The sequence below is a fragment of the Thioalkalivibrio thiocyanoxidans ARh2 genome (genome assembly GCF_000385215.1).
GTDB classification, from domain to species: Bacteria; Pseudomonadota; Gammaproteobacteria; order Ectothiorhodospirales; family Ectothiorhodospiraceae; genus Thioalkalivibrio; species Thioalkalivibrio thiocyanoxidans.
The window spans coordinates 54,944-68,822 of sequence record NZ_ARQK01000054.1 but is presented as its reverse complement, the minus strand read 5'-3'; the positions used below and the strand labels follow the sequence as shown (position 1 = coordinate 68,822).

12 protein-coding genes are annotated in these 13,879 nt (G+C 67.3%); 1 reads left to right on the top strand and 11 read right to left on the bottom strand.

Annotated features, from left to right (window positions below; genetic code table 11):
- The 4 genes from G372_RS0108985 to G372_RS0108970 are packed head-to-tail and all read right to left on the bottom strand — an operon-like array spanning nt 1 to nt 6,141.
- Nucleotides 1-1,620, bottom strand: coding sequence for an ABC transporter ATP-binding protein (locus G372_RS0108985; protein ID WP_019623655.1), 1,620 nt, complete (start codon nt 1,618-1,620; stop codon nt 1-3).
- A 2-nt stretch (nt 1,621-1,622) separates the two neighbouring features.
- On the bottom strand, nt 1,623-2,876 hold the full coding sequence (locus G372_RS0108980) for an ABC transporter permease (protein WP_019623656.1): 1,254 nt from the start codon (nt 2,874-2,876) through the stop codon (nt 1,623-1,625).
- Nucleotides 2,869-4,248, bottom strand: coding sequence for an ABC transporter permease (locus G372_RS0108975; RefSeq protein WP_019623657.1), 1,380 nt, complete (start codon nt 4,246-4,248; stop codon nt 2,869-2,871). The genes G372_RS0108980 and G372_RS0108975 overlap by 8 nt, the downstream gene beginning before the upstream one ends.
- A 33-nt stretch (nt 4,249-4,281) precedes the next feature.
- Nucleotides 4,282-6,141, bottom strand: coding sequence for a peptide-binding protein (locus tag G372_RS0108970; RefSeq protein WP_018864878.1), 1,860 nt, complete (start codon nt 6,139-6,141; stop codon nt 4,282-4,284).
- Nucleotides 6,142-6,639: 498 nt separating this feature from the next.
- Here G372_RS0108970 and G372_RS0108965 point away from each other — a divergent pair, with 498 nt between their 5' ends.
- The gene (locus G372_RS0108965) at nt 6,640-7,446 is read left to right on the top strand and encodes an enoyl-ACP reductase FabI (RefSeq protein WP_018864877.1); all 807 of its coding nucleotides are present in this window, start codon (nt 6,640-6,642) and stop codon (nt 7,444-7,446) included.
- A gap of 117 nt (nt 7,447-7,563) precedes the next feature.
- Here the strand turns inward: G372_RS0108965 and G372_RS0108960 are convergent, their stop codons facing one another.
- The 7 genes from G372_RS0108960 to G372_RS0108930 form a co-directional block, all read right to left on the bottom strand.
- Nucleotides 7,564-9,462 (bottom strand): SurA N-terminal domain-containing protein, encoded by a 1,899-nt coding sequence (locus G372_RS0108960; RefSeq protein WP_018864876.1) that lies wholly within the window; start codon nt 9,460-9,462, stop codon nt 7,564-7,566.
- 138 nt (nt 9,463-9,600) lie between these two features.
- Nucleotides 9,601-10,368 (bottom strand): 3-deoxy-manno-octulosonate cytidylyltransferase, encoded by a 768-nt coding sequence (gene kdsB, locus G372_RS0108955; protein ID WP_018864875.1) that lies wholly within the window; start codon nt 10,366-10,368, stop codon nt 9,601-9,603.
- Between the two features lie 6 nt (nt 10,369-10,374).
- Complete coding sequence (locus tag G372_RS0108950; protein WP_018864874.1) at nt 10,375-10,569, bottom strand: Trm112 family protein; 195 nt, start codon at nt 10,567-10,569, stop codon at nt 10,375-10,377.
- A 29-nt stretch (nt 10,570-10,598) separates the two neighbouring features.
- Nucleotides 10,599-11,624: a tetraacyldisaccharide 4'-kinase gene (gene lpxK, locus G372_RS0108945; protein ID WP_018864873.1), complete on the bottom strand. Its 1,026-nt coding sequence runs from the start codon at nt 11,622-11,624 to the stop codon at nt 10,599-10,601.
- 2 nt (nt 11,625-11,626) lie between these two features.
- Nucleotides 11,627-12,766, bottom strand: coding sequence for a glycosyltransferase N-terminal domain-containing protein (locus tag G372_RS0108940; RefSeq protein ID WP_018864872.1), 1,140 nt, complete (start codon nt 12,764-12,766; stop codon nt 11,627-11,629).
- 35 nt (nt 12,767-12,801) lie between these two features.
- Complete coding sequence (locus G372_RS0108935; protein WP_018864871.1) at nt 12,802-13,230, bottom strand: ExbD/TolR family protein; 429 nt, start codon at nt 13,228-13,230, stop codon at nt 12,802-12,804.
- Nucleotides 13,227-13,865 (bottom strand): MotA/TolQ/ExbB proton channel family protein, encoded by a 639-nt coding sequence (locus G372_RS0108930; protein WP_018864870.1) that lies wholly within the window; start codon nt 13,863-13,865, stop codon nt 13,227-13,229. The genes G372_RS0108935 and G372_RS0108930 overlap by 4 nt, the downstream gene beginning before the upstream one ends.
- Nucleotides 13,866-13,879: the final 14 nt, after the last annotated feature.

Here is a 13,879-nt window from a genome sequence, read left to right as displayed (position 1 = left end):
TTACTGCACATAGCGCGAGACCCGGGGGACCGCGTCCAGCAGGTGCCGGGTGTAGTCGGCGCGCGGATTGGCCAGCACCTCGGCGGTGTTGCCGATCTCCTCCATGCGGCCGTCGTGCATCACCAGCATGCGGTCGGAGAAATACTCGACCACGCCCATGTCGTGGGTGATGAAGATCAGCGCCAGGCGGCGGTCGACCCGCAGCCGTCCGAGGATCTGCAGGACCTCCGCCTGCACCGAGACATCCAGCGCACTGGTCACCTCGTCGCAGATGATCACATCCGGATCCAGCACCAGCGCGCGGGCGATGCCGATGCGCTGACGCTGGCCGCCCGAGAATTCGTGGGGATAGCGCCACAGCGTGTCCGGCGGCAGCGCGACCTGATCCAGGGTCGCCCGGGCGCGTTCGATGCGGTCTTCCTGATCCTCGCCGATCCCGTGGACGGCCATGGGCTCGGTCAGCAGGGTCATCACATTCAGGCGCGGGTTCAGCGACGAGGCCGGGTCCTGGAACACCACCTGCAAATGACGCCGCAGGCGCCGCAAGGGCTTGCGCGGCATCCCGGTCAGTGGCTGGTCGCGATAGCGGATCTCGCCGCCGGTGGGTTCGATCAGGCGCAGGATCGCACGGCCCAGCGTGGTCTTGCCGCAACCGGACTCCCCCACGACCGCCAGCACCTCGCCGTTTTCGAGCTGAAACGACACACCGTCCACTGCACGCACAACATCCACCTGCCGGCGCATCAGGCCCTTGAGCACGGGGAAGTGCACCTGCAGGTCGCGCACGTCCAGCAGCGTCTCGCGACCGGCCCCGGGCACAGCGGGCAATGCGGGCAGATTCTCCGGCAACGCCCCGATCAGCTTGCGCGTATACGCATCCTGCGGGTCGCGCAGCAGCGGGTGGCACTCGCCCTGTTCCACCAGCCGGCCCTTGTGCATCACCGCGACACGGTCGGCCACCGAGGCGACCACCCCGAAGTCGTGGGTGATCAAGAGCACGGCCATGCCGTTCTTCTCGCGCAGATGATCGATCAGCCTCAGGATCTCGGCCTGGATGGTCACGTCCAGGGCGGTGGTCGGCTCGTCGGCGATCAGTAGATCCGGCTCCGCCACCAGCGCCATCGCGATCATCACGCGCTGGCGCTGCCCCCCCGAAAGCTTGTGCGGGTACTCGTCGCGGCGCTGTTCCGGGTTCGGAAGCTGGACCTCGCGCAGCACTTCAAGCACCCGCGCCTCGCGCTCGGCCGGGGTCATCTGCGGACGGTGCAGGCGCAGGACCTCGTCGATCTGGTCGCCCACGGTCAGCACCGGGTTCAGCGAGGTCATCGGCTCCTGGAAGATCATGCCTACCCGGTCCCCGCGGACCTGCTGCATCACGCGGTCCGGCAGGCCCAGCAGTTCCTGACGAGTGCCGTGGCCGGCCAGCCAGACCTCCCCCGTGGAAGGCTCGAAGCCCCCATCCAGCAGCCGCATGATCGCCAGCGCGGTGATCGACTTTCCGGACCCCGACTCGCCCACCAGCGCGAACATCTCGCCCGCGCGGATCGAGAAGCTGATGTCCTCGACCAGCGGTGCCTCGCTGTCGCGATGCCGAATGCGGAGGTTGCGCACCTCGAGCATGGCTAGCGCACCGCCCCGCTGGTCGCACCGGCGCCGCCCGGGCGGGTCGGCGCGGCATGGCTGGCGGCCTTGGCGGCCGAGCGCGAGTGCGGGTCCACCGCATCGCGCAGGGCCTCGCCGATCAGGTTGTAGGCGAACACGGTCAGGAAGATCGCGCCCCCCGGGAAGGCCGCCATCCACCAGTTGAAGGTCGAGCTCTGCACTGCCTGGTTCAGCATCTGCCCCCAGGAGGGCTCGTCCACCAGCCCCAGGCCCAGGAACGAGAGCGTGGCCTCGGCGAGGATCGCGGAGGCCACGCCAAAGCTGGCCGCCACCAGGATCGGCGCAATCCCGTTCGGCAGCATGTGGCGGAACAGGATCGAGGGCAGCGACAGCCCGGAGGCGATCGCGCCCTGCACGAAGTCCTGCTGGCGCAGACGCAGGAACTCCGCCCGTACGTAGCGCGCATAGCCGGACCACGAGGTCAGGCCGATGATCAGCATCATCAGGTACAGCGATCGCCCGAAGAAAGCGACAAAGGTCAGCAGGAGGAACAGGGTCGGGATGGCCTCGAAGATCTCCACCAGGCGCATGCCGATGATGTCGATGATCCCCGAGAAATAGCCCATCAGCCCACCCAGGATCACGCCAATCCCGAGCGCGATCCCGGTGGCAATGAAACCGATGGACAGGGCGATGCGCGAGGCATGGATCATGCGCGAGAGCGCATCCGCGCCGTTGTCGTCGGTGCCGAACCAGTGCACGCGGTCGGGGGCCTCGCGCGGGGCCTCGAGCCCGGTATCCGCATAGTCGCGCAGGTAGTCGCGCGGCGAATACGGGATCGGCGCGCGGATCACGGTCTGGTACTCACCCTGCACCTCGGCCTCACGGTACTGCTCGTAGATCACCAGCGAGGGGGGCGAGACCGTCTGCCAGGCCACCGCGCCCAGGATCGCACTCAGCACCCCCCAGAGCACAAAGCGCCGCCAGGGCCGGCCGGGCAGCGGCCAGAACACGCCGGCCAGCACCAGCATCCCGAACAGCGTGACATCCGCCGCGGTCAGGTAGCGCAGAAACGGCATGGACCAGCCGTCCGCCGTCTGCACCAGCAGCGGATGCGAGCTGGCCAGCACGGGCGCCAGGATCGCCACCAGCGTCAGCAGCGCGATCCAGCCAATCCCCAGCCGCGCCCCCCAGCGCAGCAGCACTTCGCCGACCACGCGGCGTGCCCAGGAACGGCTGCGACGGCCCTCGCCCTGCTGCACCGACTCAGTCATAACTCACCCGCGGGTCGACAATGGCATAGGCCAGATCCGCCAGCAGATAGCCAACCAGGGTCAGCACGCCGGAGATCAGGGTGATCGACAGCACCAGCTCGCGATCGCGGGTCTGCACCGCCTCCACCGCGAGCTTGCCCATCCCGTCGATGGAGAAGATCGCCTCCACGATCACCGAACCGGCCAGCAGCGACGGCAACAACGTCGCCGAGACCGTAATCAGCGGCAGCAGGCTGTTGCGGAACACATGACGCCACAGCACCTCGTGGTCGGGCACACCCTTGGCACGCGCGGTGCGCGCATAGTCCGAGTTCAGGTTCTCCAGCACGGACGAACGCGAGAGCTTGGCCAGGAAGGCGAGCCCACCGTAGGACAGGCACAGCACCGGCAGCACCAGGTGCCAGGCGCGGTCGAGCAGAAAACCCGGGACCATGCTGCCAGGCGCCAGGCCCAGCGCCAGTGCAAGCCCCGCCCCCAGCCCCACCGTGCCCAGGTAGAAACCGCGCAGCACGCCCCAGTCGCTGTGCGCCATCAGCCAGCCCAGCACCAGGCCAATCCCCATGGCGACCGTTGTGCTGATCCAGCCCGCCGGGGCCAGGTCACTGAACATAAGCCAGCCGCAGAAGGCCCCGATCGCCGCACCCAGTCCACCCCGGATCAGCGCGGGCAGATAGCGTGCCAGGTAAAGACCCAGCGCCGCCCCCAGAAACGGCAGCACCAGCAGCAGCGGTATGGCCCAGGCCACCTCCACCGTAGGCAGGAAGGTCATATCCAGCGCCGCGCGCTGGCTCAGCCCTCCAGTCGGGAACCATTGCCAGAACTGGTCGGAGGCAAAAAAGCCAATCAGCAGGACCCCGGCCAGCATTGTCGGGACCGACCACAGGGCCAGCAATACGACGCCAGACTGGGAATCGAAGGCCTGTCCCTGCTGGGTGGCCGCCCGCACCCCGACGGCCACCGCCACGATGTAGATCAGTGGTATGGACAGCACATTCAACAGCAGAGTAATCGGCAGGCGTTCAGCAATCAGATCCGCCACCGGGCGGCCGAAACGGAAACTCGTCCCGAGATTGGGGGCCTTCAGCTTTGGCCAGCCGGTGAGCGAGCCATCCTCGTCCTGGGCAAAGCCCACCGGCGAGATATTGTTCAGCCAGCGCCCGTACTGCACCGGCGGCGGCTGGTCCAGGCCATAGAGGCGGTTGTAGTACTCCTCCATCGCCTTTTGCGCCTGCGGCTCCAACCCCTGCCCCTCGATCAGGGTCAGCGCGCTGATGCCGCCGGGCGCGGCCGCCATCACGGCAAAGACCACGATCGTGATGCCGAACAGCGTCGGCACCATCAGCATCAGGCGGCGCAGGATGTAGGTCAGCATGGCGTGCGCGGGTTCTCTACGTTGGCCTCCCGGCTACTGCCCGTACCGCTGCTGGTCGAACGGGACGTAGATCTCCACCGGCACAAACCCGAGGTTCAGCCCCAGTGCCGTCTGCTCCAGGTTCTGGATACGCCGGTCGATGAAGGCGAGGGTCTGGCGCCGCATCAGGAAGGTATACGGCTGATCCTCGACCAGGATCCGCTCGGCCTCGCGCCAGTGTTCCATGCGCTTGTCCTCGTCCACCTCGCCGCGCGCGGCCTCGATCATGGCATCCAGCTCGGGGTTTTCGTAGTTGATGAAGTTGTCACCGCCGGAAACCGTCTGGCTGGAGTGGAACATCTGGTAGATGTCCACCTCCACGCCACTGGTCCAGCCCAGGGTGATGGCATCGAAGTCCTGGCGGCTGATCTTCTCCAGCATCACCGACCACTCGGTTGGCTGCGGCCGCATATGGACTCCGGCACGCGCGTACAGATCGCGCAGGAACAGCGCGATGCGGCGGGTATCCTCGTTGTCCTGGAAGTACACCAGGTCGAACGAGAAGGGCTCGCCCTCCTCGTTGACCAGCACCCCGTCCCGGTTCTTCTCGGAGTAGCCAGCCTCGGCCAGCAGCTCCAGCGCCCGCTCGACATCGAAGGGGATGTGTTCGAGCTCGGGGTTGTGCTGGTCGCTGCGCGGGCTGAACGGACTGATCGCGCGCTCGGCATAGCCCAGCATGACCTGCTCGATCAGGCGATCGACATCCGTCAGATAGCTCATTGCCTTGCGCACGCGGGGATCGGCGAAACGGGTCGGCTCGCCATTGCGCTTCTGGTTCCACCCGATGTAGGAATAGCCGGCGGTGGGGCTCATGTACTCGTGGGTATCCGCCCGCTCGCGCAGGGCCTCGTCATCGCGCAGCCGAGCATATTCGCGCGGCCGGGCCCCGTAGACATCGATATCGCGGTTGCGAAAGGTTGTCAGGCGGGCCGAGTCATTCTGGATCACACGCCAGACCAGCCGGTCGAACGAGGGCTCCACCGGCCCCCAGTAGCGCGGATTGCGCTCCAGCTCGATCCGCCCGGCATCCGGCGTCCAGCCGGTCGGGTCCTCGAGCCGGTAGGGGCCGGAACCCAGCAGGATCCCGCGCGACTCGTTGAAGGTCTCGGGCTCGTCGAGGTAGCGCTCGTAGAAATGCTTCGGCAGGACATCCAGGCCGCCCGCGACTCGCAGGGCATCGAAGTACGGCTCCTCGAAGGTAAACACGACGGTGCGCTCGTCCACCGCCTCCACCTTCTCGACCTTCTCCAGGAAGGCCCGCGCGCGCGGCACCGCGATCTCGTCCGTCATCAGGAAGTTGAAGGTGAACTCCACGTCCTCTGCGGTCAGCGGTTCGCCATCGGAGAACTGCAGGCCGGAGCGCAGCTGGAAGGTCAGCTCCTGGCCGGAATCATCGAAGTCCCAGGAGGCCGCCAGCAGGCCCTGCCACTCCAGCGTCTCCGGGTCGCGCTGCACCAGCGATTCCAGCACGTAGTTCTGGACCTCGGAGGCGTAGGCGTCGGCGGAGACATACGGCGTGATCGTCGACAGACCCGTACCAAAGGCCTGTACCAGCCAGTCACCCTCCGCGTAGTCCTCGCGTCCCGCGGCCTCGGCCGCTCGCCCGAACGCCGAGGGCACTTCCGTGACCCGCGGTGCGCGCTCGCCCTCGCCGGTCGCAAAACGCCCCTCGGCCAGATCCGATTCCAGACTCTGCAGACTGCGGCGGAGCGCGCGCAGGTCGCGCGCCTGCTCGCTCATCATGCTCTGCATGGTCGCCATGCGCTGCCACTGGCGGTCCACCTGCACCATGACCAGCAACAGCAGGATGCCCAGCACGATCAGGGTGACGATCCAACCAAAATGACGACTCACAAGGCCTCCACTCTCACATGGCACCGCCGTCCGCATTCGCCTCGCGGATGGCCGGCGCGGACCGCACTCAGTGCACTATAGCAATCCCGCCAGTCGGTCTCACCGGGTCCAGGGGAACACTGACCAATGTACACACTCGCGTTGGCACCCCAGGTTTTCCGAGACCACGGGTAGTGGTTCTACCCGCAAGCGGCGCAACGCAGGATCGGGGAACCTGGGGTGCCAACCCCTAGGGGCTCGGACGCTTTTGCGTGGGAACTGCGTTGCGGCTCCCTTGTGCAGAATGACTGCACGGCAGTCACCGCGCCTTGTTCGCACGCAAAAGCGACGAAGCAGCGAGCGTGTACATTGGTCAGTGTTCCCCTTGCTGGCCCGACCCGCGGCACATCGGTATGATCCCGAGACAGTCGCGTCGGCACCGGGTTCCCGCCTGGTCCGGCCGCCACGGGGCGGTCCTTTTCAAGGGCGCCGGCACGAACCAGATTCAAGGAGATTCACATGGGTTTTCTGAAGGGCAAGCGCGCGCTGATTGTCGGCGTGGCCAGTAACCGCTCCATCGCCTACGGCATTGCCTCGGCGATGCATCGCGAAGGCGCCGAGCTCGCGTTCACCTATCAGAACGAACGGCTGCGCGACCGCGTGGAAAAACTGGTCGCCGACTTCGACTCCGACATCCTCGTGCCCTGCAACGTCGAGGACGACCGCGAGATCGAACAGGTCTTCGAGCGTCTGGACGACTACTGGGACGGCGTCGATATCCTGGTGCACTCGGTCGCCTTTGCCCCGAAGGAGCAACTGGACGGCGACTTCCTCGACAACATGACCCGCGACGGCTTCCGTATTGCCCATGATGTCAGTTCCTACAGCCTCGCGGCGCTGGCCAAGGCCGGTCGCGGCATGATGAAGGACCGCGACGCGTCGATCCTCACCCTGAGCTACCTCGGGGCCGAGCGATCGATGCCCAACTACAACGTGATGGGGCTGGCCAAGGCCAGCCTCGAAGCCAACGTCCGCTATCTCGCCTACACCCTGGGGCCGGAAACCACACGCGTGAATGCGATCTCCGCCGGTCCAATCCGCACGCTGGCCGCGTCGGGCATCGGCGAGTTCAAGCGCATCCTCGACCATGTCGAGGCCAACGCGCCGCTGCGCCGCAACGTGACCACCGAACAGGTCGGCAATGCCGGCGCCTTCCTCTGTTCCGACCTGGCCGCCGGCATCACCGGCGAGGTGATGTACGTCGACTCGGGCTACAATACCGTCGGCCTGGGCGCCGCCGAGATCGGACTCGACAAGGACAGCTAGGTCTTCACGCCCTCCCCGTTCACGGGGAGAGTAGAGGCATGAAAAAGGCCCGGCCCGCATTTGCGGACCGGGCCTTTTTTCGTTAGACGGTTCACCGGAACCGCCCAGCGGATGCAGCTAGTCCAGGTTCTCCGGATAACGCTTGATATCCGCCTCGGATTCCAGCCAGGCGAGATAGGCGCGGAACTCGGCGCTGGAATAGGCGTTATGCATCAGTTCGCGGGCCTGCTGACGCATCGTCTCGTCCGCCTCATCGTCGAGCCGAACCTCGTGCAGGATCGCGATGGCGTAATCGCCACTCCCCAGTTGAGTACCGCTGATCTCGACCGCATCCTCGACTGGGGCTGGCAGACGGAACAGGTGCTGCTGCAACCCACCGGGCACGCCGTTGTCGCCATCCACCGGCGAATCCCTTCGCACCTCGCGCTCCATCTGCCAGGCCTCCTCGTCCTCGATGGCGGCCGCCCAGTCGTCGGCCTCGCGAAGACGGGCAACGAGCTCCTCGCCCGCTTCGCGCGCGGCGTCGGCGGCCGCCTCGCGCCGCAGGCGCTCGCGAATCTCGTCCTCGACCTCTGCCAGCGGCCGCACATCGGACGGCTCGTGCTCGTCGATCCGCAGCACCACGGTCGAACCATCCTGCAGATCGATCGCCTCGCTGTTCTGGCCATCCTCCAGCACACGGGGATCGAAGGCAGCATTGCGGATCGAACGGTGCTGGGCGATGCCATCGCCGGAACCGCGAGTGAACCAGTCGCTGGTCTGGACCTCCAGGCGGGTGGCCTCGGCCGCGGGTTCCAGACTGTCCGGGTACTCGGCGGCCTGACCCATCAGGTCATCCAGGGCGTCGATCTGCATCTGTTCGGCGCTGCGGTCGCGCAGGTCGCGCTCGACCTCGTCCCGCACGTCCTCAAACGGTTGCGGGCGGGCCTCCTCAATCGAGGTTACCTCGAGGATGAACCAGCCCCGATCAGTGCGCACCGGACGGCTGATCAAACCCTCGGGGAGCGTGAAGATGACGGTTTCGAGCGTGCGATCCAGATCCCCCCGGGCAATCTCTCCCAGGCTGCCGCCACGGTCGGCGCTGAGGCGGTCCTCGGAGTACTCTTCCGCCAGCTCCGCAAAATCCTCCCCGTCGTCCAGACGATCACGCAGTTCGTTGATCTTCGCCTCGCCTTCCTCGCCAGTGTCCTGAATCCGGATCTGACGTACTTCGCGCAGCTCCGGCTCTTCGTAACGACTGCGGTTCACCTCGTAATGCTGGCGGATGTCTTCCTCGGAAACATCCACCGCGTCTTCCAGCGCCTCGGGGTCCAGCTGCAGATAGCTGATGCGTACCCGTTCCTCGGTCGTGAACTCGTCCTGATTGGCCTCGTAATAGGCCTCGATTGCCTCGTCGTCGACCACGTCCGGCTGATCGAAGTCATCGACCGGGACGATGCGCCAGCTGGCGACCCGCGTCTGATTGCGCAGCCGACCATAGTCGTCCACCATCGCGTCCGCCGCGAAGCCGGTCGCCTGAATGCCACCCTGAAGCTGCGACAGAATGATGGACTGGCCAATGTCCCGTTCGAAGTCCGACGGGCTCATGCGCTGGGCGCTGAGCAGCTGGACATAGCGCTCGCGACTGAATTGCCCCGCTTCCTGAAATACCTGCATGCCGCGAATCTCGCGCATGATGCTGTCTGGGGCGGCCTTGAAGCCCGCCGAGTCAGCCGCCTGGCGCAACAGCTCCTGGCGGATCAGGGTCTCCAGCGCCTGCATGCGAATGCCTTCCTCGTCAAGCAGATCATCCGGAATCTGACCCCCGAACATGCGGGCCATCTGGTCCCGCTGGGCACGCGCCTCGCTGTGCACGTCGCGCACCTGGATCTCGCTGCCGTTCACCTCGGCCGCCACCCGCGGCGCCGCACCACCGAAGTATTCCCCAAGCCCCCAGACGGCGAAGGGAATGGTAATCAGGCCAATGATCACATAGGCGAGCCAACCGCTCGCCCGGTCGCGAATTGCTTGCAGCATGGTGGTCTCTGCGTGCTCCGGGGTCGCCCCGGCGCTCGGTGCCCGGGGGTTTCAAAATCAACAGTTGATGGTAGCAGGAGCAGCGCCCCAAGTCTCCGTCAACCCAGAGAAATCGGGGTAGCGAGGGCGAGGTCAGCGCTAAACGCGAGTCCGCCCAGAGAGCAGTGCATCCACCCGGTCGAGGTCCTCCGGCGTATCGACCCCCGGGGGGTGGGCCTCGTGGCGGCGCCCGACCTGGATCCAGGCGCCCATGGCCAGGGCCCGCAGCTGTTCCAGCTGTTCGAGCCGTTCCAGGCTGGCGGGTGGCTCGGCACTCATGCGGCGCAGGAAACCGGCGCGATAGGCATAGACGCCCAGATGCCGGGTCGCCTGATCCAGCGCCGGGGCGCGGCCTTCCCGATGGGCCTCGCGATCCCAGGGGATCGGGGCGCGCGAGAAATACAGGGCGCGCCCCGACGCATCGGTGACCAGCTTGACCTGGTTCGGGTCCGCCAGGTCCTCGGGGCGCCGGATCGGTACGCCGAAGGTCGCCATGTCTGCTTCCGGCGTGTCGGCCAGCAGGCGGGCCAGATCATCCAGCAGCGGCCCCGGGGTCAGCGGTTCGTCGCCCTGCAGATTGACCACGATGGATTCGTCGCCCCAGCCCTCGGCGGCCGCCACCGCCGCGATGCGGTCGGTACCGGAGGGCAGACCGGCATCGGTGGCAAACGCCTCGACCCCGCACTGGCGCGCGACATCAAGGATGCGCTGGTCGTCCGCTGCCACGACTACCCGTGTGGCCCGGCTCTCCTTGGCCCGGGCGATCGCATGCGCGATCAAGGGCCGTCCGGCGACCGCAGCCAGAGGCTTGCCCGGCAGCCGGCTGGAGGCCATCCGGGACGGGATCACGACATGGAAGGCAGCCATGGAAAGTCAGGCGTCGCGCCAGCGCTCCTTCTCCTCGTCCGACAGCACGCGGGCCTCGTCCTCCAGCATCACCGGAATGTCGTCGCGGATCGGGTAGGCCAGACCCGCGGAGACCGAGATCAGCTCCTGGTTCTCGCGGTCGTACTTGAGCGGGCCCTTGGTCACCGGGCAGACGAGAATATCGAGCAGACGCTTGTCCATTTAATACCCCAATAGTAGTTGCGACGCGGTCAGATCAGCGCCTTCTTGATTCGGGCGACCGTTTCCAGACGGGCCAGCAAAGCCGACTCGAAGGTAGACGGCACGCGGGCCGCAATCGGCCAGTACCAGTGATTCTCCTGCGCGAACGTCCGGCATTTTACGGCATCCTTCTCGGTCATCAGAACCGGCAGACCGTCATCGAAGCGAATCTGGTGCGGACGAAAGCGGTGGTGGTCCGGAAACGGGTGCCGGATAATGTCGATCTGGGCCGCCTCGAGCATGCGGAAGAAGCGCTCCGGGTCGGCAATACCGGCGACCGCATGGGCATCGCGACGGGCAAAGCGATGCGGCTTGTAGCCCTCGCCATATCCATCCACGCGCTGCAGGCGACTGGCCGGTACCAGCTCCATCGAAAACTCGCCAGGCCCGGGCTCGCCCCCGGTCACCAGCACGAAATCCGCCCGCTCGCGCGCCGACCGGGGCTCGCGCAACGGCCCGGAGGGCAGGCACAGACCGTTGCCCAGCCGGCGCTTGCCGTCGATCATCAGGATGGTGATGTCACGCGGCAGCCGGTGATGCTGCATCCCGTCGTCGGCGATGACCACGTCCACACCCTGGTCGGTCAGCGCCCGCGCCCCACGCACCCGATCGCGGTCGACCTGTACCGGGACCCCGGTGCGCTGTGCGATCAGCAGGGGTTCGTCTCCGACCACCACGGGGTCGGAAAGCGGTGTCACCCGAATCCCCGAGACATCCCCGCGCCCGCCGTAGCCCCGGCTGACGATCCCCGGCCGATACCCGGCATCCGCCAGCCGCTTCGCCAGCCATATCGTCATCGGGGTCTTGCCACTGCCACCGACAGTCAGGTTACCGACCACGATCACGGCCTTGGCCGGGATCGTGATGCCCCGCCTTGCCTGCTCCAGCCGGTGGCGATTCCACTCGACAAGCCCGGCATAGGCCAGCGACAGCGGATACATCGCCGCCGCGAACGGCCCGCGCTGGCACCACTGATCCCAGATTCGGGCACCCAGCCACGCCTTGAACCGGCCCATGGCTACCAGTCCCAGACCCGCCGCAGCACGGCATCGAAATTAGTATCCACCTGACGGCGCTCCTCCCAGAAGCGCCGTCGGGCCGCATCGCCCTGCTGGCGCCGGGAGGCGGGGTCGTCACGCAGACGCGCCCAGGCCTCCAGCACGGCGGACGCACCCTCCAGCACCGGGCATGGCACCTCGGCGGCCGGCACCTCTCCCAGACTCACGGCCGCGCCCCCCGCAAGCCCCTGCCAGAGGGCCTGACGGTCGGGCGCGGCCAGGTGTACCGCATGCGCGGCGCTGGCCGCGGCCGCAAACCAGCGCCGGTCATCCAGATGCAGGACGGTCCCCGGCGCCAGTGCCGATCGATCCCAGTCCGAGACCCGCAGCCCGGCCCCCGGGAGATCGCGCGCGGTCGCCGCCGCCCCGCCCCGGCGACTGGCCAGCAGGATATCGGTCGCCCCCATGCCGGATGCCTCCCAGGCCGCGCGCCATGCGGTCCACTGGTCGTCACGTCCATGCCACCACCACAGCCGCTGCACCTCCCCGCCGACCAGGGCGCGCAGGACCACGTCCGCCTGGGCCTCGACAAAACGGGCCTGAGGGTCGGCAGCCGCCAGGACATCGGTCGCCGCACCCTCGCCCCAGCTCGTCGGTGCGTCCAGGGGCCAGCACTGCTCCACTGGCCGCGCGGGTTGCCACTGCGGGGGGCGCGTATTAACTGCGATCACCGGGCACCGGGCCTGTGCCAGCAGGCTGCGCGGGGCATGGCCTCCGGCCAGGAGGATACCGTGGGGCTGGAAGCGATCCAGGACACGGCGCACCACGCGCGGGCGATCGCACGGGCCGTAGCCCACCCCGACCTTCCTGAACGGCTGCATGTGGCGCTCGAACAGCTCGGGATAGTCCTGCTCGAAGGTCAGCACGATGCGCACGTCGTGGCGCTTGTCGCGCACCGCGCCCAGAAGCTCGATACCCAGACGCACATCCTCGGGGGTGCCACCGGCCTTGATCCAGACCAGGCGCCCGCGCTCGGCGGGCGCGCTCAGAAAGCCGCGGCGCGCCCGGGCCCGTGCACCGTTGCCCTGGCGATAGTCGCGCCAGACGGCACGCCAGACCGGCAGCGGGCGATCACCGTAGCCCGCTGCCTCATCCCCCATGCGCAGCCCCGGAGGCGGCATGTTCGCGCGGGCCCTCAGTCATCGTCGCCGCGCTCGCCCAGGGTCGCGATCGAGACCGAGGTAATGCCCAGGCGCCCGACCACGTCCAGCGCGCGCACCACCGACTGATGCGACGCATTGGCGTCGGCACGGATCAGCACGGGGTCGTCCTCGCGGCCCTCGCGCGCCTCGGACAGCACGCGCTCCAGGGTCTCGGCGCGACGGTTGACCAGCTCCTGGCCGTTGACGAAGTAGTTGCCGTCGGCATCCACCACGATATCCAGCCAGGCCCGCTCGACCGCCTCCGCCTCACGGTCGGCCGAGGGCAGGGTCAGTTCGATGTCCGCGTGCTGATCGAAGGTGGTCGAGACCATGAAGAAGATCAGCAGCAGGAAGACGACATCGATCAGCGGCGTCAGATTGACGCCGGGCTCTTCCTGGCGGGTCTTCCTGCGGAAGTTCACGCCGTGGCCTCGATTTCGGTGCTGCCCGTTCCGCGCTCGCCGTGGATCACCTCGACCAGCTTGGTCGCTTCCTGCTCCATCTCCAGCACCAGTTCGTCGATACGGCCCCGGAAATAGCGGTGGAAGGCCAGCGCCGGGATCGCCACGCCGATGCCGGTGGCGGTGGTGATCAGGGCCTGGGAAATGCCCCCGGCCAGATCGCGCGGGCTGCCGACACCGATCTCGGTGATTACGGTGAAGACCTCGATCATCCCGACCACGGTCCCCAGCAGGCCCAGCAGCGGAGTGATCATCGCGATGGTGCCCAGTGTATTCATGTAGCGCTCGAGTTCGTGCGCCACCCGGCGGCCGGCCTCCTCGATGCTCTCCTGGGTGATCTGGCGCGCGCGGTCATGGGTCGCCAGGCCGGCAGCCAGCACGGCGCCCAGAGGCGAGCCCCCCCGGATGCGCTGGATGTCCTCCAGAGTCAGCCCCTGCATGCGCATCTGCTCCCAGATCGTGCCGAGCAGGCGCGGCGGGACCACGCGCGAGCGCCGCAGCGTCCACAGGCGTTCCAGCACAATGGCCACTGCGAGTACGGAACACAGCAGGATCGGCAGCATCAGCCAGCCGCCCGCCTGTACGATCTCCAGCATTCGGTCTCTCCCTC

Coding starts and splice junctions, on each gene's coding strand:
- G372_RS0108950 (WP_018864874.1), bottom strand. CDS start 10,569: ATGGACAAGCGTCTGCTCGATATTCTCGTCTGCCCGGTGACCAAGGGC.
- G372_RS0108930 (WP_018864870.1), bottom strand. CDS start 13,865: ATGCTGGAGATCGTACAGGCGGGCGGCTGGCTGATGCTGCCGATCCTG.
- G372_RS0108960 (WP_018864876.1), bottom strand. CDS start 9,462: ATGCTGCAAGCAATTCGCGACCGGGCGAGCGGTTGGCTCGCCTATGTG.
- G372_RS0108965 (WP_018864877.1), top strand. CDS start 6,640: ATGGGTTTTCTGAAGGGCAAGCGCGCGCTGATTGTCGGCGTGGCCAGT.
- lpxK (WP_018864873.1), bottom strand. CDS start 11,624: ATGGGCCGGTTCAAGGCGTGGCTGGGTGCCCGAATCTGGGATCAGTGG.
- G372_RS0108980 (WP_019623656.1), bottom strand. CDS start 2,876: ATGACTGAGTCGGTGCAGCAGGGCGAGGGCCGTCGCAGCCGTTCCTGG.
- G372_RS0108985 (WP_019623655.1), bottom strand. CDS start 1,620: ATGCTCGAGGTGCGCAACCTCCGCATTCGGCATCGCGACAGCGAGGCA.
- G372_RS0108975 (WP_019623657.1), bottom strand. CDS start 4,248: ATGCTGACCTACATCCTGCGCCGCCTGATGCTGATGGTGCCGACGCTG.
- G372_RS0108940 (WP_018864872.1), bottom strand. CDS start 12,766: ATGGGGGATGAGGCAGCGGGCTACGGTGATCGCCCGCTGCCGGTCTGG.
- kdsB (WP_018864875.1), bottom strand. CDS start 10,368: ATGGCTGCCTTCCATGTCGTGATCCCGTCCCGGATGGCCTCCAGCCGG.